Here is a 21,969-nt window from a genome sequence, read left to right on the forward strand (position 1 = left end):
TTAAAGATTAATTCAGACGAACCGGCATTCCGGAACGGTTTTGAATAGCCTGATCCAGAACAGCCTGATCGACATCCGGCTGACCAGTCACTGTCTGCACGCTCTTGGTTAGCGTAATTGGCACAATTTCCTGACCTTCAAATTGGGCTTCGGTGGTAGACAGCGGGTTATGGACTTCAATATAACGGCTGCCGTCCGGCTCGGTGGTCGCTTTTACCGGCTCATCAATAAACTGTACGCGAGTACCGACCGGCACTTTCTCGAACAGGAATTTGATGTCTTCGTTACGCAGGCGCACACAACCGTGGCTTACGCGCAGGCCGATACCAAAGTTGGCGTTGGTGCCGTGGATAGCGTACAGGCGACCGATATACAGTGCGTACAGCCCCATCGGGTTATCCGGGCCAGCCGGAACGACAGCCGGAAGCGGTTCGCCCGCAGCGCGGTATTCTGCATGCATTTTGGCGGTCGGCGTCCAGGTCGGGCCTGCTTTCTTACGCTCTACTTTGGTGGTCCAGTTGATAGGTGTGTCTTTGCCTAACTGACCAATGCCGATCGGCAGTACGATAACGGTGTTAGTTCCTTTCGGATAGTAATACAGACGCATCTCTGCGCTGTTAATCACAATGCCTTCATGAACAGTGTCCGGCAGGATCAGTTGCTGCGGAATATTCAGTACGGTGCCGCCTTTCGGCAGGAAGGTATCCACACCCGGGTTCGCTTCCATCATATTGGAAAGCCCCATCTGATACTCCGCCGCAAAGTACTCCAGCGGCTGAGTGTTACCTTCAGGGATAGTGATCACCTGATTCTGACCAACCAGGCGACTCCCGTCGGTTGGCAGAGGATAAGTTACCGCTGAAGCGGTACTGCAAAAGCCGACAACAGCGAAGGCCGCTGCGAATAACGTTTTCAATTTCATATTCATGTTAAGCGAGATTTCGTGCCTGGCAGGCCATTAGGTTGAGAATATTAGAGTATTGGAAGCGCATTATATGTTCATTCCAGCTAACAGTGAAATCAGATGTGTACTAAATCACATTTTTTGCCTTTGGGAAGAGTGTAGACCTTAAGCGGGGGACGGGATCTTCTTTCAGACTTATGGCATAATGCGCGGTTTGTCATATCTCTTTTCAGGATACGCCTGTGTTAGTTTCCAGTAACGTCACCATGCAGTTCGGCAGTAAGCCGTTGTTTGAAAACATTTCCGTCAAATTTGGCGGCGGCAACCGTTACGGCCTGATTGGCGCGAACGGTAGTGGTAAATCCACCTTTATGAAGATCCTCGGCGGCGACTTAGAGCCGACGCTGGGTAACGTTTCCCTCGATCCCAACGAGCGCATTGGTAAGCTACGTCAGGATCAATTTGCCTTTGAAGAGTTCACCGTGCTGGATACGGTGATCATGGGGCATAAAGAGTTGTGGGAAGTGAAGCAGGAGCGCGACCGCATCTATGCTTTGCCGGAAATGAGCGAAGAAGATGGCTATAAAGTTGCCGATCTGGAAGTGAAATACGGCGAAATGGACGGTTACTCTGCGGAAGCGCGCGCCGGTGAGCTGTTGCTTGGTGTGGGAATTCCAGTGGAACAACACTACGGCCCGATGAGTGAAGTTGCTCCTGGCTGGAAGCTGCGTGTGCTGCTGGCGCAGGCGCTGTTTGCTGATCCAGACATTCTCCTGCTCGACGAACCGACCAATAACCTCGACATCGACACCATTCGCTGGCTGGAACAGGTGCTGAACGAGCGTGACAGCACCATGATCATTATCTCGCACGACCGTCACTTCCTTAACATGGTTTGTACCCACATGGCGGATCTGGATTACGGCGAGCTGCGCGTTTATCCGGGCAACTACGATGAGTACATGACGGCGGCGACCCAGGCGCGTGAGCGTCTGCTGGCTGATAACGCCAAGAAGAAAGCGCAGATTGCTGAGCTGCAATCTTTCGTTAGCCGCTTTAGCGCCAATGCCTCGAAATCTCGCCAGGCAACTTCGCGCGCGCGCCAGATTGATAAAATCAAACTGGAAGAGGTGAAAGCCTCCAGCCGTCAGAACCCGTTCATCCGTTTCGAGCAGGATAAGAAACTGTTCCGTAACGCGCTGGAAGTGGAAGGGCTGACCAAGGGGTTTGATAACGGTTCGCTGTTTAAAAATCTCAACCTGCTGCTGGAAGTGGGTGAAAAGCTGGCGGTACTCGGCACCAACGGCGTCGGTAAATCGACTTTGCTGAAAACGCTGGTGGGTGATCTGGAACCGGATAGTGGCACCGTAAAATGGTCAGAGAACGCGCGCATTGGTTACTACGCGCAGGATCACGAATATGAGTTCGATAATGACCTGACCGTGTTTGAATGGATGAGCCAGTGGAAACAGGAAGGCGATGACGAGCAGGCGGTGCGCAGCATTCTCGGTCGTTTGTTGTTCAGCCAGGACGACATCAAAAAGCCTGCTAAAGTGCTTTCCGGTGGTGAAAAAGGCCGTATGCTGTTTGGTAAGTTAATGATGCAGAAACCGAACATTCTGATCATGGACGAACCGACCAACCACCTGGACATGGAATCCATCGAGTCGCTTAACATGGCGCTGGAACTGTATCAGGGCACGCTGATTTTTGTTTCTCACGACCGTGAGTTTGTAAGCTCCCTGGCGACCCGTATTCTGGAAATCACGCCGGAACGCGTGATTGACTTTAGCGGTAATTACGAAGATTACCTGCGTAGTAAAGGAATCGAGTAAGTTATAGTCAGTAGCCCTGGTTATGTCAGGGCTACTGATGACAAATACAAGATTGCTATCAGGCCTACGCAGTACCTGCAATATATTGAATCTTCAGGACTTTGTAGGCAGGATAAGGCGTTAACGCCGCATCCGGCATGAACAAAGCGCACTTTGTCAGCAATCTGAGCAACATCGAACCTTCTTTCTTAACCTCACATCAATTCACTTCCACTAATCCATCACTTCTCAAACATCCATGCCCAGCGCGCGTTTACCGTGAACGTTCAGATCTTCCAGTGTAAATCGGCCTTGCCAGTTTGTTTCATAATCTTCCCGTGGGAAGTCTCCCGGCGATGTACCTTTTTCCAGTGCTTTCCTGACCTTGTGCGCATAAACCCGGTTTTTCTCGCACATCGGCGCGGCAGGAATATACATCACATTCCCCCAGCCCTGTTGATTGTCTACCGGTGCGACACAGTGGATCACATCGCAGTGCCACCAGACAGAATCCCCCGCTGTTATTGCCGGAATTGACGTTAGTGCTTTCATCAATAAGGGATGCCATTTCTCTGAAACAGGCAGAACTTTACCAGGCGCAACACCGCACAGCACGTCGTCCGGTACGTCATCCAGCAACGGACGCAGCAGAACGTATGCCATCGCTTCCGGGATCGGCACCACGTGTAACAATCCCTGGCCTGGTAACATATCGGAAAGTGCCGTCCAGCCCTGGAACGTGCGGAACACCGAACATTTGGTGGTGTTATCGACGGTGTATTCTTCTACATCGGTACGGTGTGCGGCATCCCACGGATCGTAATCATCAAAATTACCGTTGAAAACATGGGCAAAAACGCGCTGATAAGCAGGTAATAACCAGCGTTCCAGTGCGCCAGAATCAGTGTGTGCCCCCAGACCTTTGGACGTCGTGCCCGGTGGGCGGCGGCGGATCCTGTCTGGATAGATCACGCTGACATCGGGATCAAACCATTGTTTGCCGTTGCTTTCAGACTTCCACAGACGGTTAAGGAAAGATTGCACCGCAGCCATATTGTCGCTCTGCCGCGCCTGCATCTGTGCCTGTGACCAGTAAATGGGATAGATTTCGGGGCGAGACGCCTCCAGCGAGCCGAAAAAGCTGTCACCGGGACCTTTATACACATCATCAAAGTGATTGGTATCAAGGTAGTTGAGCATTGCGCGATCCCACGCCAGCGCCTGCTCGCGGGGGAAATTGCCTTTTATTACCGCGCAACCGCGACGTTTTATCTCATTGCGCGTGGCTTCACTCACTGTACCTGCTGCAATGTCGCTATAAGGAACTTCCGGCCAAACCGGCAATCCTTGCGCTTTCAGTGCGTCTATTTCTGCTACACGCGCTTCGATTTTTGCAGAGAGTTTTTCGAAGACCTGTTGTACATCGCCGATCTGTTGTCGCAGCTTCGCTTTCATTTCACGGATAGCCGTTTTCGCATCTGTTGGCAGCGTCTCATAGGTAAAAGTCATATCAACCTCGCAACTTTCGTTCGAAAGTGAAAATAGTTACGATTGATACTTTAAGTTAAAAATAAGTTAACGCAAGATAAAAATCTTGAGTCAGTGCACAAAGTGAGCAAAAAAGAGAGATGCCGGAACGGTCGCTCCGGCCGGGAGAAGATTACTTATTGAAAGGAGCGGAGCTATCCAGCACCGCCTGAATCACATTCAGCGCGCCTTCATGATTATTATCATCGGTAGCGTAACGGGCGATTTGTTTAATGTTTTCCGCAGCATTGCCCATCGCAAAGGAATAATGCGCCATTTTAAGCATCTCTGCGTCGTTACCGCTGTCGCCAATCGCTACCACATTTTGCGGCGACAGACCCCAGCGTTTTAACAACCGCGAAATACCATTTGCTTTATGCAGGCCGGGAATAATCAGGTCGATAAAACCCGCGCCACTGGTGACAGGTTTCATAATGCCATCGAGCGCAACGTGCAGTTTGTCGACAACCAGCGGGATTTGTTCATCCGGCAGGTTGAGCGAAAACTTGAAAAGCACGTCATCAATCTCCTGGTAATCCTTCACAGGTTTCAGTCGATGGTAGTGTTTTTCCATCAGTGCGACGAATGCTTCCGGCGCATTTTCACTGATGTATGCGCTTTGCAGACCACAGGCGACAAAATTGAGTTGCTTATCTTTCAGCAGTTCCCCAATGACAATCCTGGATTCATGCCGGGTCAGTTCGCCGTGGAACAACTGCTTGCCATGTTCGTAGACCAGCGCGCCATTTTCCGCGACAAAAGAGATTTCATCTTTTAGCTCAGGAAAGAAGGAAATAAGCTGGTAATACTGGTTACCACTGGCGACAACGAACTCAATATCGCGCTTTTTCAGTTCCTGATACTGCGCCATAAAACGTGACTGGTTGTACATTTTGGCGTCGTTAAGAAAAGTACCGTCCATATCGCAAACGATAACTTTTACAGTCATAAAAGTGCTCCCGGCAATGAATGCAAACGCCACAGTGTAATGACAATGTGATGCGGAGCACAAACTAATTTCGAATGAAAGCGAGAGTAAAATTGATTTCGTGAATGTTTTAGCCCGGCGGTGACGCCGGGCTGAGGGGATTACAGCATGTGTTCGGTGCGGGCGATGATATCGTCCTGAGCGTCTGGAGAGAGCGCGGTGAAGAAGGCGGAATAGCCCGCTACGCGCACGACCAGATCGCGGTACTGATCCGGATGTTTTTTCGCTTCCAGCAGCGTTTCGCGGGAAACGATGTTGTACTGAATATGCCAGCCTTTATGCACTTCGAAGAAGGTGCGTAGCAGGATCATCAGTTTCTGCTTGTCAGATTCGTTCTCCAGCGTCGCCGGGTTTAGTTTCTGGTTGAGCAATACACCGCCGAGAATCGCTGCGGTAGGCAGTTTACCCACCGAGCCAATGACCGCCGTTGGGCCAAGATGGTCAGTACCGGAAGCCGGGCTTGCGCCTTCCGCCAGCGGGGTATGTGCTTTACGTCCGTCCGGCGTTGCCATTGTTTGCGCGCCAAACGGTACGTTAGCGGAGATAGACGACGTACCTGCGTAATAGTTGCCGCCAACCGGACCACGACCGTAGCGGGGGTTGTGGTACTGCTTCAGTTCGTCAATATATGTCTGATAGGCGCGAGCCAGCAGCGTATCGACGCTATCATCGTCGTTGCCATACTTCGGCGCGCCGTTAATCAGACGCTGACGCAACTGCTCATGAGTCAGGCCATCGAAGTCATCCGCCAGCGCGGCAGCCAGTTGTTGTTGACCAATCGCGCCCTGTTCAAATACCAGTTTCTTCACTGCCGCCAGGCTGTTGCCGAGGTTGGCAATGCCCACCTGCAGGCCAGAAACCCAGTCATATTTCGCGCCGCCTTGCTTGATACTTTTCGCTCGCTCAATGCAGTCATCCACCAGCGCCGAGCAGAGAATATCGTGCACGTTCTCTTCCAGCATGGTGTCGACCACATATTCGATTTCGATCGATTTGCGGGTGTAGTAACGGATTTGCGTATCCCACGCGTCCATTACTTCATCGAAGTTGTTGAAGTTACCCGCTGACAACGCTTTTTCTTGCGGCAGGAACACGTTGCCGCTGGTGGCATCACGACCGCCTTCCAGCGCCGCCAGCATCACGCGGGCGAAGTTGATAAAGCTCATGCCGGTGCAGCGATAGCCCCATTTGCCGCCGACGGCGGTTTCGATACAACCAATCGCTGCGTAGTCGTAAGCGTCCTGCGGTTCAATACCGAGTTTAATAAATTCCGGGATCACGATTTCGTCGTTGTTGAACGCCGGCATCCCGAAGCCGCAGCGGATCACCTGTACGCAGGCGTCGAGGAAATCGTTACTCATTCCCGCATGGTAACGCACGCTGAGGTTAGGCTGAGTGGAGCGCAGACGACCGCAGGATTCGAGGATCGCGTAAGAGAGTGGATTCACCGCATCCATTGGTTGACCATCAACCAGATTTTGCCCGCCAATGGTGACGTTCTGATACAGCGGACTTCCCGCAGAGGCTTTTGAGTGTGAGCCGGAGCGGATCTTGTTCACCTCAAGCAGTTTCAGCCAGCAGCTATGCAGCATCTCAATGGCGTGTTCGCGATCCAGCGTCTGGTTCAGTTCAACGTCGCGGCGATAGTATGGGTAGAGATACTGATCCATACGACCAAACGACACCGAGTGACCGTTTGATTCAATCTGTAAAATCAACTGGATGAAGTAGCACAGTTGCAGCGCCTGCCAGAAAGTCTGCGGCGGCTGGTGGGCGATAAGGTCGCAATTTTCCGCCATTGCCAGCAGTTCATCGCGACGGCTTTCGCGGGTTTCGGTGGCTGCCATTTCACGCGCCAGGGCAGCGAAACGTTCAATATGTTCACTGACTGCAACCAGCACGATATCAATCGCTTTCAGGAACTGCTCGCCGTGCAAATCTTCCAGCACAGTCAGGTTGATACGCGAGCGACGCTCCGCCACTTTCTCGCGCAGACCATCAAGCCCTTTTTCCAGCAACAGCGGGAAATTGACCGCCAGGTGTGCATCGCCGGAGGTCATATTGCCTTCTGCTTTGATAATACCGGTCGCCAGCAGGCCTTTTTGCTCATCGGTAAACATGCCGTAGCAGCGATCCTGTACGGTCTGACCGCGCCACCACGGGCACACTTCATGCAGAACGCGTTTGTTCTCTTCGCTCACCGCAAAACCCGCGCCGGGACGATCTGCCAGATCATCAATCTCTTTTTCGATCCAGGAGACGGTATATTCCGGGAAGATTGGCGCGGCGCGAACTTCGCTTGCCTGGTTGCCAATGATCAACTCATCGTGTTTGATCCAGATGGTGCGATTCGCCAGGTGATGCGCCAGCGCCAGCGCGCGACGAACCGGGATCGGCTTATCGAGATGTTGTTGATACATCTCGGTATAGTGCTGTGCGCGCTCGGTACAAACCGGCGGTTTCACAATATGCACCAGCGCATTTTTGTGCGCTTTAATGCGGTCGCTGAGCGTGTCCAGTTTCAGTGTTGTCATGGTTGTTATCCTCGTAAAGTCGCGGTTAACCCTTTCAGGCAGGCATACTGCTGGGCAAAGTCGAGCAGTTCTGGCGCATCAAGCGGTTTTTCCGGGGCGTCATAGGGCAGATTAAGTAAGTGATATTTGTTGATGCCCAGCGTGTGGTAGGGCAGGAAATGAATTTCGCCAACGTGCAGCTCGTCGGCGGCAAAATCGGTAATGGCTTTTACAGAGGTTTCGTCAGCATTAAAGCCCTGAATCAGCGGCACGCGGATAATGATTTTTTTCCCCGCTGCGGCGAGTTTTTTCAGGTTATCCAGCACTCTGGCGGCGTTACCGTCGGTCCACTGTTTAAACGGCACGTCGGCGACGTGTTTTAAATCGGCAAGAAACAGATCGATATAGGGCAGAGAAGGGGCGATATATTTCCACGGCACATGCAGGCAGGTTTCTACCGCAGTATGAATGCCGGCCTCGTGGCTGGCTTGCAGTAGTGCCATCGCCATTTCCGGCTGCATAAAGGGTTCACCGCCAGAAAGCGTTAAGCCGCCGCCGCTGCGATCGTAAAACGGTTTATCGCGCAAAACGGTCGCCATGATCTCCTCAACGCTTTTCACTTCACCACACACGGTTAACGCCTGTGTCGGGCAGCAGTTGGTTAACGCCGTCAGATGCTCCGGGGTTAACTTTTCCCGATGAATAAGCAGGCCATTCAGCGTGCGCTCAATCACTTCCGGCGCGGCCTTAGCACATAGCTCGCAGCCCTCCAGGCACAGACGTGCGTCATACAGTAGATCCTGCGTGCGGGCGCGGCTTTCAGGATTCTGACACCAGCGACAACCCAGCGAGCAACCTTTCAGAAAAACCACTGTGCGAATGCCGGGGCCGTCGTGGGTCGAGTAGCGTTGAATATTGAAGATCATAGATGCCTCTCTGTTTCGTTCAAACATTAAATTACTTTCGAATGAAAGTTATGTTGATGTGCGTCAACTGTTCAGAGAGTTTTCTCGTGGTAGTCTGGTTTCAGACAAAAAGTACATTTTGAGGATGGTTATGGAACTGTATCTGGATACTTCAGACGTTGTTGCGGTGAAGGCGCTGTCACGTATTTTTCCGCTGGCGGGTGTGACCACTAACCCAAGCATTATCGCAGCGGGTAAAAAACCGCTGGACGTTGTGCTTCCGCAACTTCACGAGGCGATGGGCGGTCAGGGGCGTCTGTTTGCCCAGGTAATGGCTACCACTGCTGAAGGGATGGTGAATGACGCACGTAAATTGCGTTCTATTATTGCGGATATCGTGGTGAAAGTCCCGGTGACCGCCGAGGGGCTGGCAGCTATTAAGATGTTAAAAGCGGAAGGGATCCCGACGCTGGGCACGGCGGTGTATGGCGCAGCACAAGGGCTGTTGTCGGCGCTGGCGGGCGCGGAATATGTTGCGCCTTATGTCAACCGTATTGATGCTCAGGGTGGTAGCGGTATTCAAACCGTGACCGATTTGCATCAGTTACTGAAAATGCATGCGCCACAGGCGAAAGTGTTAGCCGCGAGTTTCAAAACCCCGCGTCAGGCGCTGGACTGCTTACTGGCAGGATGTGAATCCATCACGCTGCCACTGGATGTGGCACAACAGATGATTAGCTATCCGGCGGTGGATGCCGCTGTGGCGAAGTTTGAGCAGGACTGGCAGGGCGCGTTTGGCAGAACGTCGATTTAACGGGATGTTCTGCATCCTCATAAATTGCTTATAACGTGGCGGAGTGCACCGGTGCCTGCCGCGTCTTATCAGGCCTGGAAATCTGCGCCCGAACCGTAGGTCGGATAAGGCGTTTACGCCGCATCCGACACCCGGAGCACAATGCCCGATGCGACGCCTGCCGCGTCTTATCAGGCCTGGAGGCGACAATTACTGCCCGCAAACCTCACATCCCGGATTGCGCATCAGTTTCATTTCGCGGAACTGACAGGTCATCGCATCGTACATAACGATTTTTCCGCTGGCAGGTTTCCCATAACCTGCCAGCAGTTTGATCGCTTCCATTGCCTGCAACGAACCAATTACGCCAATCAATGGCGCCATCACGCCTGCTTCCACGCAGGTTAACGCGTTTTCGCCAAACAAACGGCTAAGGCAGCGGTAGCAAGGCTCGCCGTCCTGATAAGTAAAGACCGTGATTTGACCTTCCATACGAATTGCCGCGCCGGAAACCAGCGGCACCTTCGCGGCAAAACAGCCTGCGTTCAGTTGATTACGTACCGCAACGTTATCCGTACAGTCGAGCACCAGATCGTGTTTAGCAATCAACGCAGCAAGCTCAGCATCATCAAGTAACGCATTCGCTGGTGTAATTGCGATATGTGGATTGATCCGTGCCAGTGCATCACGGGCAGATTCAACCTTCGGTTGCCCGACCGTAGCGTCACTGTGTAGCGTCTGGCGTTGCAGATTCGAGAGCGAAACCGTGTCGAAGTCGAGCAGCGTCAGGTTGCCGACACCGGCGCTTGCCAGATACTGCGAGGCTGCGCAACCGAGTCCACCGAGGCCGACGACCAGCACGCGAGAATCTTTCAACGCTTCCTGGCCGTCAAAATCAAAACCACGCAGGATGATTTGCCGGTTGTAGCGCAGCATCTCCTGATCGCTGAGTTCCGCCATTACAGGCCTCCGAACAACGCGTTAAACGGCTCGACTTCCACCCATTCGCCCGATTCAACATTGCCGCGATCGCGTTCCAGCACGATAAAGCAGTTGCCGAGGCTAAAAGAGCTAAATATATGGGAACCCTGATGTCCGGTGGTCATCACTTCCAGTTCGCCGTCGGCATTGCGTTGCAGCACACCACGCTGGAAATCAAGACGACCAGGCGTTTTCTTGAGGCGAGAAGCCGTGCGTACACGCTGGCGCGTAGGCAGGCCGCTGGCGGTGTTGCCGCTTAATTTTGCCAGTAACGGCTGTACCAGTTGGTAGAATGTCAGCGTTGCTGAAACCGGATTACCCGGCAGGCCGCAGAACCAGCTATTGCCGAGTTTACCGAACGCGAACGGTTTACCCGGTTTAATCGCCAGCTTCCAGAAGGCGATTTCGCCCAGCTCTTCGAGAATGGTTTTGGTGTAATCCGCTTCACCAACCGAAACACCGCCAGAACTGATCACTACATCCGCCTGACTGTCGGCTTCAATAAATGCTGTGCGCAAGGCGTGGGGATCGTCGCGGATAATCCCTAAGTTGATCACCTCGCAACCCAGTTGTTCTAACATCAGGTGTACGGCGAGACGGTTGGTATCGTAGATTTGACCGTCGCCCAGTGGCTGACCTGGCAACTGGAGTTCATCACCGGTGGAAAACAGCGCCACACGCACTTTGCGAATCACCGGAACGTCGGCAATTCCCAGTGAAGCAATCACCGGCAGCTCTGCGGTAGTCAGGCGAGTCCCCGCCGGGAAAACAACCGCACCCGCAGAGATATCTTCACCGCGACGACGAATATTTTGCCCGCTACGCACTTCAGCGGTAAAACGCACTCCTGCATCCGTTTGTTCGGTCTGTTCCTGCATCACCACCGCTTCACAGCCTTCCGGCACCGGAGCACCGGTCATAATGCGAATACAGGTGCCAGCAGGCCATTCACCATGATACGGCTGCCCGGCAAACGATTTGCCAGCAACGGGCAGCGGTTGCCCGGAGGCGATATCGGCTAAACGAACCGCGTAGCCGTCCATTGCCGAGTTATCAAACCCAGGGACATCGAGCGGCGAAACCACATCGCTCGCCAGAATACGACCAAAACACTGAACCAGTGGCAGCGTTTCCTGAGCAGTCAAAGGGGTAACGCGAGAAAGCATCTCATTAAGCGCGGTGTCGAGCGACATCAAACCGGTGGTAAATTCCATGAAAACACTCCTGCGGGGCAAAATCGAATCCGCCTATTATGTCAGAAAAACGCCACGGACTGTATGCCACCTCGGTCGTAGAGCGGGCTCCTGCCTTTACATGCCATATACATCTTTCTATATTCAAAAATTGAATGAATAATTCATAAAAATTCTGATATTTATAGCAAAGTGGCGAGCCACCCTTAATGGACGAATACTATGGGCAAAGCAGTCATTGCAATTCACGGCGGCGCAGGCGCAATTAGCCGCGCACAGATGAGTCTGCAACAGGAATTACGCTACATTGAGGCACTGTCTGCCATTGTTGAAACCGGACAGAAAATGCTCGAAGCGGGCGCAAGTGCGCTGGATGCAGTGACGGAAGCCGTGCGCTTGCTGGAAGAGTGCCCACTGTTTAACGCCGGAATTGGCGCTGTCTTTACGCGTGATGAAACCCATGAACTCGACGCCTGTGTGATGGATGGCAATACCCTGAAAGCCGGTGCAGTGGCGGGCGTCAGTCATCTGCGTAATCCGGTTCTTGCCGCCCGTCTGGTGATGGAACAAAGCCCGCATGTGATGATGATAGGTGATGGCGCAGAAAATTTTGCTTTTGCTCATGGCATGGAGCGCGTCTCGCCGGAGATTTTCTCCACGCCTTTGCGTTATGAACAATTACTGGCGGCGCGTGAGGAAGGGGAGATGCTCCTCGACCATAGCGGCGCACCGTTGGATGAAAAACAGAAAATGGGCACTGTGGGAGCCGTGGCGTTGGATCTCCATGGCAATCTGGCGGCTGCCACGTCCACGGGGGGAATGACCAATAAATTACCTGGTCGGGTCGGCGACAGCCCGCTGGTTGGCGCCGGGTGCTACGCCAATAACGCCAGCGTGGCAGTTTCTTGTACCGGCACGGGCGAAGTCTTCATTCGCGCGCTGGCGGCGTATGACATCGCCGCGTTGATGGATTACGGCGGCTTAAGCCTCGCACAAGCCTGCGAGCGGGTAGTGATGGAAAAACTCCCTGCGCTTGGCGGCAGTGGCGGACTAATCGCTATCGATCATGAAGGCAACGTCGCGCTACCTTTTAACACCGAGGGAATGTATCGCGCCTGGGGCTACGCAGGCGATACGCCAACCACCGGTATCTATCGTGAAAAAGGGGACACCGTTGCCACACAGTGATGAGCTTGAAGCCGATGATGTGCTGGCTGTTGATAATCTCAATATTGCCTTTATGCAGGACCAGCAGAAAGTGGCTGCGGTTCGCGGTCTCTCTTTTAGCCTGCGACGTGGTGAGACGCTGGCAATTGTTGGAGAGTCCGGTTCCGGCAAGTCAGTTACAGCACTGGCGTTGATGCGTCTGTTAGAACAGGCGGGGGGGCTGGTGCAGTGCGACAAAATGTTATTGCGGCGCCGCAGTCGTGAGGTGATTGAGCTTAGTGAGCAGCAGAGCTCCCGGCAAATGCAGCATATACGCGGTGCGGATATAGCGATGATTTTCCAGGAGCCAATGACGTCGCTAAATCCGGTATTTACCGTGGGCGAACAGATTGCCGAGTCTATCCGTCTGCATCAGAACGCCAGTCGTGAAGAAGCGATGTCGGAGGCGAAACGGATGCTGGATCAGGTTCGCATCCCGGAAGCACAAACCATTCTTTCGCGTTATCCGCATCAACTCTCCGGTGGGATGCGTCAGCGGGTGATGATTGCCATGGCGCTGTCATGTCGCCCGGCGGTGCTGATTGCCGATGAGCCGACGACTGCGCTGGACGTCACCATTCAGGCGCAGATCCTTCAATTAATCAAAGTGTTGCAAAAAGAGATGTCGATGGGCGTCATCTTTATCACTCACGACATGGGCGTGGTGGCGGAGATTGCCGATCGGGTACTGGTGATGTATCAGGGCGAGGCGGTGGAAACGGGCAGCGTCGAACAGATTTTTCATGCGCCACAGCATCCTTATACCCGTGCGCTATTGGCTGCGGTTCCGCAGCTTGGCGCGATGAGAGGGCAAGATTATCCCCGACGTTTCCCGTTGATATCGCTTGAACATCCGACTCAACAGGAACGCCCTGTCGAGCAGAAAACGGTGGTTGATGGCGAACCTGTTTTACAGGTGCGTAATCTGGTCACCCGTTTCCCTTTGCGTAGTGGGTTGTTGAATCGCGTAACGCGGGAAGTGCACGCCGTTGAAAAGGTTAGTTTTGATCTCTGGCCGGGTGAAACGTTGTCGCTGGTGGGGGAGTCTGGCAGTGGTAAATCCACCACCGGACGGGCGTTGTTGCGCCTGGTTGAAAGTCAGGGCGGAGAAATTATCTTCAACGGCCAGCGAATCGATACTCTGTCACCCGGCAAACTTCAGGCATTGCGCCGCGATATTCAGTTTATTTTTCAGGATCCTTACGCCTCACTGGATCCACGCCAGACGATCGGTGATTCGATTATCGAACCGCTACGTGTTCATGGATTATTGCAGGGTAATGAAGCCGCTGCACGCGTTGCGTGGCTACTGGAACGCGTTGGTCTGTTACCCGAACATGCGTGGCGCTACCCGCATGAGTTTTCCGGCGGTCAGCGTCAGCGTATCTGTATTGCCCGTGCGCTGGCGTTGAATCCCAAAGTCATTATTGCCGATGAAGCCGTGTCGGCGCTGGATGTTTCTATTCGCGGGCAGATTATCAACTTGTTGCTCGATCTCCAGCGTGATTTCGGCATTGCATATCTGTTTATCTCTCACGATATGGCGGTCGTGGAGCGGATCAGCCATCGTGTAGCGGTGATGTATCTTGGACAAATTGTCGAAATAGGCCCCCGGCGCGCGGTCTTTGAAAATCCACAGCACCCTTATACGCGTAAATTACTGGCGGCAGTTCCGGTTGCTGAACCGTCCCGGCTGCGACCACAGCGCGTACTGCTATCGGACGATCTTCCCAGCAATATTCATCAGCGTGGCGAAGAGGTTGCAGCCGTCTCGTTGCAATGCGTCGGGCCGGGGCATTACGTCGCACAACCACAATCAGAATACGCATTCATGCGTAGATAACATTCAGGCGGAGAATCAAATGGCAAGAGCTGTACACCGTAGTGGGTTAGTGGCGCTGGGTATTGTCACAGCGTTGATGGCATCTTGTGCATTCGCTGCCAAAGATGTGGTTGTGGCGGTGGGATCGAACTTCACCACCCTCGACCCGTATGACGCGAATGACACGTTGTCACAGGCCGTGGCGAAATCGTTTTACCAGGGGCTGTTCGGTCTGGATAAAGAGATGAAGCTGAAAAATGTGCTGGCGGCGAGTTATACCGTCTCCGGTGACGGCCTCACTTACACCGTGAAATTGCGTGAAGGGATTAAGTTCCAGGATGGCACCGACTTCAACGCGGCGGCGGTAAAAGCGAATCTGGATCGGGCCAGTGACCCAGCGAATCATCTTAAACGCTATAACTTGTATAAGAATATTGCCAAAACTGAAGCGTTCGATCCGACAACGGTGAAGATTACGCTTAAACAGCCGTTCTCCGCGTTTATTAATATTCTTGCCCATCCGGCGACAGCGATGATTTCTCCGGCGGCGCTGGAAAAATATGGCAAAGAGATTGGTTTTCATCCGGTGGGAACCGGGCCGTATGAACTGGACACCTGGAATCAGACCGATTTTGTGAAGGTCAAAAAATTCACCGGTTACTGGCAGTCAGGACTGCCCAAACTGGACAGCATTACCTGGCGTCCGGTGGCGGATAACAACACTCGCGCGGCAATGTTGCAAACCGGTGAAGCGCAGTTTGCTTTCCCCATTCCCTACGAGCAGGCCGCGCTGCTGGAGAAAAACAAAAATATCGAGCTGATGGCCAGCCCGTCGATTATGCAGCGTTATATCAGTATGAATGTGACGCAAAAGCCGTTCGATAACCCGAAGGTACGGGAGGCGCTGAATTATGCCATCAACCGTCCGGCGCTGGTGAAAGTCGCGTTTGCGGGATATGCAACGCCCGCCACTGGCGTGGTGCCGCCGAGTATCGCCTACGCGCAAAGTTACCAACCGTGGCCTTACGATCCGGCAAAAGCGCGCGAATTACTTAAAGAGGCGGGATATCCCAACGGTTTCAGTACCACGCTGTGGTCGTCACATAACCACAGCACCGCGCAGAAAGTGCTGCAATTTACCCAGCAGCAGTTAGCGCAGGTAGGAATTAAAGCCCAGGTGACGGCGATGGATGCCGGACAGCGGGCGGCAGAAGTAGAAGGTAAAGGGCAAAAAGAGAGCGGCGTGCGACTGTTCTACACCGGCTGGTCGGCATCGACCGGCGAAGCTGACTGGGCGTTATCGCCGCTGTTTGCGTCACAGAACTGGCCACCGACGCTGTTTAATACTGCGTTTTACAGTAATAAACAGGTGGATGATTTCCTGGCTCAGGCACTGAAAACTAACGATCCGGCGGAAAAGACCCGCTTATATAAGGCGGCGCAGGATATCATCTGGCAAGAGTCGCCGTGGATCCCGCTGGTGGTCGAAAAACTGGTGTCGGCACACAGTAAAAATCTGACCGGTTTTTGGATCATGCCAGACACCGGCTTCAGCTTTGAAGATGCGGACTTGCAATAAGCAACGCAGGGAGTGGAATGCTTAATTACGTTATCAAACGCTTACTGGGGTTGATTCCGACGCTGTTTATCGTCTCGGTGCTGGTGTTTTTATTTGTCCATATGCTGCCCGGCGATCCGGCGCGATTGATTGCCGGCCCCGAAGCCGATGCTCAGGTCATCGAACTGGTGCGTCAGCAACTGGGTCTGGATCAGCCGCTGTATCACCAGTTCTGGCACTACATCAGCAACGCAGTGCAGGGAGATTTTGGCCTGTCGATGGTGTCGCGTCGTCCGGTTGCCGATGAGATTGCCAGCCGCTTCATGCCAACGCTGTGGCTGACCATAACCAGCATGGTCTGGGCGGTGATATTTGGTATGGCGGCAGGAATTATCGCCGCCGTCTGGCGTAACCGTTGGCCGGATCGATTGAGTATGACCATCGCGGTGTCGGGGATCTCCTTCCCGGCATTTGCCCTGGGGATGCTTTTGATACAGGTTTTCTCCGTTGAGCTGGGCTGGCTGCCTACCGTAGGTGCAGATAGTTGGCAGCACTACATTTTACCCTCCCTGACGCTCGGTGCGGCAGTGGCAGCCGTGATGGCGCGCTTTACCCGTGCGTCGTTTGTCGATGTCTTAAGCGAAGATTATATGCGTACCGCGAGGGCGAAAGGGGTGAGTGAAACCTGGGTTGTCCTCAAACACGGGCTACGCAACGCGATGATCCCGGTAGTGACCATGATGGGCTTACAGTTTGGCTTTTTGCTCGGAGGTTCCATCGTGGTGGAGAAGGTTTTCAACTGGCCCGGACTTGGGCGCTTACTCGTTGACTCCGTAGAAATGCGCGATTACCCGGTGATTCAGGCGGAAATTCTGCTTTTCTCGCTGGAATTTATTCTTATCAACTTAGTGGTGGATGTGCTTTACGCCGCCATTAACCCGGCTATCAGGTACAAGTAAGGATGCGATTATTTAACTGGCGTCGTCAGGCGGTGTTAAACGCCATGCCACTAGTAAAACCTGATCAGGTGCGTACTCCGTGGCATGAGTTCTGGCGACGTTTTCGCCGTCAGCATATGGCGATGACCGCCGCATTATTCGTCATTTTGTTGATTGTGATGGCAATTTTTGCACGCTGGATCGTCCCCTATGACGCCGAAAATTATTTCGATTATGACAATCTGAATAACGGACCTTCTTTGCAGCACTGGTTTGGCGTCGATTCACTGGGGCGCGACATTTTCAGCCGTGTCCTGGTTGGTGCACAAATCTCGCTGGCGGCGGGCGTGTTTGCGGTGTTTATCGGTGCGGCGATAGGGACGTTGCTGGGCTTGCTGGCTGGATATTACGAAGGCTGGTGGGATCGGCTGATCATGCGTATTTGCGATGTGCTGTTTGCTTTCCCTGGCATTTTGCTGGCTATTGCTGTTGTCGCGGTGCTGGGAAGCGGCATTGCTAACGTGATTATCGCCGTCGCTATCTTTTCTATTCCTGCGTTTGCCCGACTGGTGCGCGGCAACACGCTGGTGTTAAAACAGCAAACCTTTATTGAATCAGCGCGCAGTATTGGTGCCAGCGATATGACCATTTTGTTGCGCCACATCTTACCGGGGACAGTCTCTTCCATCGTCGTGTTCTTTACCATGCGCATTGGCACCTCAATTATCTCCGCCGCCAGTCTGTCGTTTCTCGGCTTGGGAGCGCAGCCGCCGACCCCGGAGTGGGGAGCGATGCTCAACGAAGCGAGAGCGGATATGGTTATCGCGCCGCATGTGGCGGTTTTTCCGGCACTGGCTATTTTCCTGACCGTGCTGGCGTTCAACTTGCTGGGTGATGGTTTGCGTGATGCGCTGGACCCCAAAATTAAAGGATAGTCACGGTTGAACATTGCTTGAAAGAGTAATGACCTCAGAGGAAATTATTGCCTTAAGCAAGTGTTGTAACTTTCTTCTAATTTTGTAGAATCGAGTAATTTGGTTAAAAAGCCGCTGTGAGGGACTATTTATGCAGCGGCACAGCGTACTGACAGTTATTTTGTTAAATGTATTAACATGCTGAGTTTATACGAAAAGATAAAGATCAGGCTGATAATTTTATTTTTATTGGCTGCGCTGTCATTTATTGTTCTTTTTTTCATCATTAACTATCAGCTGGTATCGGAGCGTGCGGTAAAACGTGCTGATAGCCGCTTTGAACTTATTCAAAAAAACGTTGGCTATTTCTTTAAAGATATTGAACGTTCCGCTCTGACGTTAAAGGACTCACTTTATTTATTGAAAAACAGTGAGGAGATTAAACGAGCTGTCATCCTGAAAATGGAAATGATGCCATTTTTAGACTCAGTGGGGCTGGTACTGGATAATGATAAATATTATCTATTTTCGCGGCGGGCGAATGATAAAATCTTTGTTTATCATCAGGAAAAGGTAAATGGTCCCCTTGTTGATGAGGCAGGACGCGTCATCTTTGCCGATTTTAATCCGTCGCAGCGCCCGTGGTCAGTAGCTTCGGATGGCTCTGACAGTAGCTGGAATCCGGCATATAATTGCTTTGATCGTCCGGGGAAAAAATGTATTTCTTTTACACTACGAATTAACGGCAAAGACCGTGATTTGCTGGCTATTGATAAAATTCATGTCGATTTAAACTGGCGATACCTGAACGAATACCTTGATCAAATCAGCGCAACTGATGAAGTGTTGTTTCTGAAACAAGGTTATGAAATCATTGCCAAGAACCAACTCGCCCGTGAAAAATTGATTATTTATAATAGCGAAGATAATTATAATATTATTGATTCTGTCGATACAGAGTATATAGCAAAAACATCGCGCGTACCCAATAACTCGCTATTCGAAATCTATTTTTATTATCCTACGGGGAAACTATTTAACGCGTCAGATAAACTTTTTTATTTACCGTTTGCTTTCATTATTGTCGTATTGCTGGCGGTTTACTTAATGACGACCCGTGTGTTCCGTCGCCAATTTTCAGAAATGACAACGCTGGTCAATACGCTGGAGTTTTTACCTGACTCTGCGGATCAAATGCAGGCACTGAAAATTCGTGACGGCGATGCGAAAGAGATTATCAGCATCAAAAATTCGATCGCGGAAATGAAAGATGCTGAAGTTGAGCGTTCAAATAAATTGCTCTCGCTGATCTCCTACGATCAGGAAAGCGGTTTTATCAAAAATATGGCGATTATTGAGTCAAACAATAATCAGTATCTGGCCGCCGGGATCATCAAACTGTGCGGACTGGAAGCCGTCGAAGCCGTGTTTGGTGTCGAGGAACGCAACAAAATCGTCAGGAGGCTGTGTCAGCGAATTGCCGAGAAATATGCACAATGCTGCGATATCGTGACATTTAATGCCGATCTCTATTTATTATTGTGTCGGGAAAATATACAGACGTTTACTCGTAAAATAGCGATGATAAACGATTTCGACAGTAGCTTTGGCTATCGCAATCTGCGTATACACAAATCTGCCATTTGTGAACCTCTGAAGGGCGAAAATGCCTGGAGCTACGCAGAAAAACTGAAGCTGGCGATTTCCAGCATCCGTGACCATATGTTCTCTGAGTTTATTTTCTGTGATGATGCGAAACTCAGCGAAATTGAAGAGAATATCTGGATTGCGCGCAATATCCGTCATGCAATGGAAAAAGGCGAGCTATTCCTGGTTTATCAACCGATTGTTGATATTAACACCCGTGAAATTCTGGGCGCTGAGGCACTGTGCCGCTGGGTTTCTGCGGAGCGGGGGATCATCTCGCCACTGAAGTTTATTGCTATCGCGGAAGATATCGCTTTTATCAATGAACTGGGTTACCAAATTATTAAAACGGCGATGGCTGAATTCCGCCATTTTAGCCAGCGTGCGCTCCTGAAACAGGATTTCTTACTGCATATAAATGTTTCGCCCTGGCAGTTAAACGAACCTCATTTTCATGAGCGTTTTATCGCCATCATGAAAGAACATGAACTGACAGCGAAAAGTCTCTGTATTGAGATCACTGAAACTGTGATTGAGCGAATTAGTGAACATTTTTATCTCAATATTGAACAACTGCGTAAACAAGGGGTACGAATATCGATTGATGACTTTGGTACGGGTTTGTCAAACCTGAAACGTTTTTATGAAATTAATCCTGATAGCATAAAAGTGGACTCGCAATTTACCGGCGATATTTTCGGCACTGCGGGTAAAATTTTGCGCATTATCTTCGACCTGGCACGCTATAACCGGATCCCGGTGATTGCAGAAGGTGTTGAGAGCGAAGAGGTTGCGCGTGAATTAATCAAATTAGGGTGTGTTCAGGCCCAGGGGTATCTGTACCAGAAGCCGTTGCCATTCTCTGCCTGGGACAAAAGTGGAAAGTTAGTAAAAGAGTAGTTTAGGTATGTCCAGAATCAATAAATTCGTACTTACAGTCAGTCTGCTGATTTTTATCATGATTTCAGCAGTTGCCTGCGGGATCTATACCCAGATGGTAAAAGAACGGGTGTATGGCCTGAAACAGTCCGTTATTGATACTGCTTTTGCGGTGGCAAATATTGCTGAATATCGGCGTAGTGTGGCAATTGATCTCATTAACACGCTTAACCCGACTGAAGAAGAATTGCTGGCTGGCTTGCGCACAGCTTACGCTGACTCGGTTTCACCTTCTTATTTGTATGATGTTGGTCCTTATCTGATTTCCAGTGATGAGTGTATTCAGGTTAAGGAGTATGAAAATAATTATTGTGCAGATATTATGCAAGTTGTTAAGTATCGGCATGTTAAAAATACGGGGTTCATCTCTTTTGACGGCAAAACCTTCGTCTATTATCTCTATCCGGTTACTCACAATCGCAGTTTGATATTTTTGCTTGGGCTGGAGCGATTTTCGTTACTGTCAAAGTCACTGGCAATGGATAGCGAGAACCTGATGTTCTCACTGTTTAAGAACGGCAAGCCAGTTACCGGTGATGAATATAATGCCAAAAACGCCATCTTCACCGTTTCGGAAGCGATGGAACATTTCTCCTATTTGCCGACCGGATTGTACGTATTTGCTTATAAAAAAGACGTTTATTTGCAGGTATGTACGCTGATTATTTTCTTTGCTGCCTTGGTGGCAGTTATTTCAGGCACAAGTTGCCTCTATCTGATACGCAGAGTGATTAATCGTGGCATTGTTGAGAAAGAAGCCATTATTAATAACCATTTTGATCGCGTGCTGGACGGTGGGCTTTTCTTTTCGGCGGCGGATGTCAAAAAACTCTACAGCATGTATAACTCGGCGTTTCTTGACGATCTGACAAAAGCAATGGGCAGAAAATCCTTTGACGAAGATTTAAAAACCTTACCGGAAAAAGGCGGTTATTTATGCCTGTTTGACGTCGATAAATTCAAAAATATTAACGATACCTTCGGTCATTTGTTGGGCGATGAAGTGTTGATGAAGGTCGTGAAAATCCTTAAATCACAAATTCCGGTGGATAAAGGCAAAGTCTACCGCTTTGGCGGCGACGAATTCGCGGTGATTTATACTGGCGGAACCCTGGATGAGTTGCTATCGATTTTAAAAGATATCGTCAATTTCCAGGTGGGGAGTATTAATTTAAGCACCAGTATCGGCGTGGCGCATTCAAATGAATGTACTACCGTTGAACGGTTAAAAATGCTGGCGGATGAGCGGCTGTATAAAAGTAAGAAAAACGGCAGGGCACAGATTAGCTGGCAGTAATTTTTATTAACGAACCGGGCAAATGATTTT

Annotated in this window: 16 protein-coding genes; 9 read left to right on the plus strand and 7 right to left on the minus strand. The window is 51.2% G+C overall.

Features of this window, described 5'->3' with window-relative positions; genetic code table 11:
- Positions 1 to 7 precede the first annotated feature (7 nt).
- Positions 8 to 928 (minus strand): L,D-transpeptidase, encoded by a 921-nt coding sequence (gene ldtB / locus A7Z29_RS13605; protein WP_001056379.1) that lies wholly within the window; start codon positions 926 to 928, stop codon positions 8 to 10.
- A 218-nt stretch (positions 929 to 1,146) separates the two neighbouring features.
- Here ldtB and A7Z29_RS13610 point away from each other — a divergent pair, with 218 nt between their 5' ends.
- Positions 1,147 to 2,739 carry an ABC-F family ATPase gene (locus A7Z29_RS13610; protein ID WP_032225022.1) on the plus strand — a complete coding sequence of 531 codons (1,593 nt, stop codon included), beginning with the start codon at positions 1,147 to 1,149 and terminating at the stop codon, positions 2,737 to 2,739.
- A 228-nt stretch (positions 2,740 to 2,967) separates the two neighbouring features.
- Here A7Z29_RS13610 and A7Z29_RS13615 read toward each other — a convergent pair whose 3' ends face one another.
- From A7Z29_RS13615 to A7Z29_RS13630, 4 genes are all read right to left on the minus strand, one after another.
- On the minus strand, positions 2,968 to 4,227 hold the full coding sequence (locus tag A7Z29_RS13615; protein WP_105290366.1) for a DUF1479 domain-containing protein: 1,260 nt from the start codon (positions 4,225 to 4,227) through the stop codon (positions 2,968 to 2,970).
- A gap of 151 nt (positions 4,228 to 4,378) precedes the next feature.
- On the minus strand, positions 4,379 to 5,194 hold the full coding sequence (ybiV, locus tag A7Z29_RS13620; RefSeq protein ID WP_000216898.1) for a sugar-phosphatase YbiV: 816 nt from the start codon (positions 5,192 to 5,194) through the stop codon (positions 4,379 to 4,381).
- Between the two features lie 140 nt (positions 5,195 to 5,334).
- The gene (locus tag A7Z29_RS13625) at positions 5,335 to 7,767 is read right to left on the minus strand and encodes a glycyl radical protein (RefSeq protein WP_000209350.1); all 2,433 of its coding nucleotides are present in this window, start codon (positions 7,765 to 7,767) and stop codon (positions 5,335 to 5,337) included.
- A gap of 5 nt (positions 7,768 to 7,772) precedes the next feature.
- Entirely contained in the window at positions 7,773 to 8,672 is a 900-nt protein-coding gene (locus tag A7Z29_RS13630; RefSeq protein ID WP_105290367.1) for a glycyl-radical enzyme activating protein, read from the minus strand.
- A 130-nt stretch (positions 8,673 to 8,802) separates the two neighbouring features.
- Here A7Z29_RS13630 and fsa point away from each other — a divergent pair, with 130 nt between their 5' ends.
- Positions 8,803 to 9,465 carry a fructose-6-phosphate aldolase gene (gene fsa, locus A7Z29_RS13635; protein WP_001487873.1) on the plus strand — a complete coding sequence of 221 codons (663 nt, stop codon included), beginning with the start codon at positions 8,803 to 8,805 and terminating at the stop codon, positions 9,463 to 9,465.
- Positions 9,466 to 9,654: 189 nt separating this feature from the next.
- Here fsa and moeB read toward each other — a convergent pair whose 3' ends face one another.
- Together moeB and moeA are read right to left on the minus strand one after the other, a co-directional pair.
- On the minus strand, positions 9,655 to 10,404 hold the full coding sequence (gene moeB, locus A7Z29_RS13640) for a molybdopterin-synthase adenylyltransferase MoeB (RefSeq protein ID WP_105280612.1): 750 nt from the start codon (positions 10,402 to 10,404) through the stop codon (positions 9,655 to 9,657).
- A complete protein-coding gene (gene moeA / locus A7Z29_RS13645) occupies positions 10,404 to 11,639 on the minus strand; it encodes a molybdopterin molybdotransferase MoeA (RefSeq protein WP_105290368.1) in 1,236 nt (411 codons plus the stop codon). The genes moeB and moeA overlap by 1 nt, the downstream gene beginning before the upstream one ends.
- Positions 11,640 to 11,840: 201 nt before the next feature.
- Here moeA and iaaA point away from each other — a divergent pair, with 201 nt between their 5' ends.
- The 7 genes from iaaA to A7Z29_RS13680 all read left to right on the plus strand — a co-directional run bounded on the left by iaaA (position 11,841) and on the right by A7Z29_RS13680 (position 21,939).
- Positions 11,841 to 12,806: a beta-aspartyl-peptidase gene (gene iaaA / locus A7Z29_RS13650; protein WP_105290369.1), complete on the plus strand. Its 966-nt coding sequence runs from the start codon at positions 11,841 to 11,843 to the stop codon at positions 12,804 to 12,806.
- On the plus strand, positions 12,793 to 14,667 hold the full coding sequence (gene gsiA, locus A7Z29_RS13655) for a glutathione ABC transporter ATP-binding protein GsiA (RefSeq protein WP_105280614.1): 1,875 nt from the start codon (positions 12,793 to 12,795) through the stop codon (positions 14,665 to 14,667). Before iaaA ends, gsiA begins: the two co-directional genes overlap by 14 nt.
- A gap of 19 nt (positions 14,668 to 14,686) precedes the next feature.
- On the plus strand, positions 14,687 to 16,225 hold the full coding sequence (gene gsiB / locus A7Z29_RS13660) for a glutathione ABC transporter substrate-binding protein GsiB (RefSeq protein WP_105290370.1): 1,539 nt from the start codon (positions 14,687 to 14,689) through the stop codon (positions 16,223 to 16,225).
- Between the two features lie 17 nt (positions 16,226 to 16,242).
- Positions 16,243 to 17,163 (plus strand): glutathione ABC transporter permease GsiC, encoded by a 921-nt coding sequence (gene gsiC, locus A7Z29_RS13665; protein WP_000936043.1) that lies wholly within the window; start codon positions 16,243 to 16,245, stop codon positions 17,161 to 17,163.
- Between the two features lie 2 nt (positions 17,164 to 17,165).
- Complete coding sequence (gsiD, locus tag A7Z29_RS13670; RefSeq protein WP_001236036.1) at positions 17,166 to 18,077, plus strand: glutathione ABC transporter permease GsiD; 912 nt, start codon at positions 17,166 to 17,168, stop codon at positions 18,075 to 18,077.
- A gap of 177 nt (positions 18,078 to 18,254) precedes the next feature.
- Positions 18,255 to 20,603 carry a sensor domain-containing phosphodiesterase gene (locus tag A7Z29_RS13675; protein WP_000950341.1) on the plus strand — a complete coding sequence of 783 codons (2,349 nt, stop codon included), beginning with the start codon at positions 18,255 to 18,257 and terminating at the stop codon, positions 20,601 to 20,603.
- A gap of 7 nt (positions 20,604 to 20,610) precedes the next feature.
- Complete coding sequence (locus A7Z29_RS13680) at positions 20,611 to 21,939, plus strand: GGDEF domain-containing protein (RefSeq protein WP_000086867.1); 1,329 nt, start codon at positions 20,611 to 20,613, stop codon at positions 21,937 to 21,939.
- The last annotated feature ends 30 nt before the right edge of the window (positions 21,940 to 21,969 follow it).

The sequence above is a fragment of the Escherichia sp. MOD1-EC6842 genome (assembly GCF_002965705.1).
In the GTDB taxonomy this organism is placed as follows: domain Bacteria; phylum Pseudomonadota; class Gammaproteobacteria; order Enterobacterales; family Enterobacteriaceae; genus Escherichia; species Escherichia ruysiae.

Coding starts and splice junctions, on each gene's coding strand:
- ldtB (WP_001056379.1), bottom strand. CDS start 928: ATGAATATGAAATTGAAAACGTTATTCGCAGCGGCCTTCGCTGTTGTC.
- A7Z29_RS13615 (WP_105290366.1), bottom strand. CDS start 4,227: ATGACTTTTACCTATGAGACGCTGCCAACAGATGCGAAAACGGCTATC.
- ybiV (WP_000216898.1), bottom strand. CDS start 5,194: ATGACTGTAAAAGTTATCGTTTGCGATATGGACGGTACTTTTCTTAAC.
- A7Z29_RS13625 (WP_000209350.1), bottom strand. CDS start 7,767: ATGACAACACTGAAACTGGACACGCTCAGCGACCGCATTAAAGCGCAC.
- A7Z29_RS13630 (WP_105290367.1), bottom strand. CDS start 8,672: ATGATCTTCAATATTCAACGCTACTCGACCCACGACGGCCCCGGCATT.
- fsa (WP_001487873.1), top strand. CDS start 8,803: ATGGAACTGTATCTGGATACTTCAGACGTTGTTGCGGTGAAGGCGCTG.
- moeB (WP_105280612.1), bottom strand. CDS start 10,404: ATGGCGGAACTCAGCGATCAGGAGATGCTGCGCTACAACCGGCAAATC.
- moeA (WP_105290368.1), bottom strand. CDS start 11,639: ATGGAATTTACCACCGGTTTGATGTCGCTCGACACCGCGCTTAATGAG.
- iaaA (WP_105290369.1), top strand. CDS start 11,841: ATGGGCAAAGCAGTCATTGCAATTCACGGCGGCGCAGGCGCAATTAGC.
- gsiB (WP_105290370.1), top strand. CDS start 14,687: ATGGCAAGAGCTGTACACCGTAGTGGGTTAGTGGCGCTGGGTATTGTC.
- gsiC (WP_000936043.1), top strand. CDS start 16,243: ATGCTTAATTACGTTATCAAACGCTTACTGGGGTTGATTCCGACGCTG.
- gsiD (WP_001236036.1), top strand. CDS start 17,166: ATGCGATTATTTAACTGGCGTCGTCAGGCGGTGTTAAACGCCATGCCA.
- A7Z29_RS13675 (WP_000950341.1), top strand. CDS start 18,255: ATGCTGAGTTTATACGAAAAGATAAAGATCAGGCTGATAATTTTATTT.
- A7Z29_RS13680 (WP_000086867.1), top strand. CDS start 20,611: ATGTCCAGAATCAATAAATTCGTACTTACAGTCAGTCTGCTGATTTTT.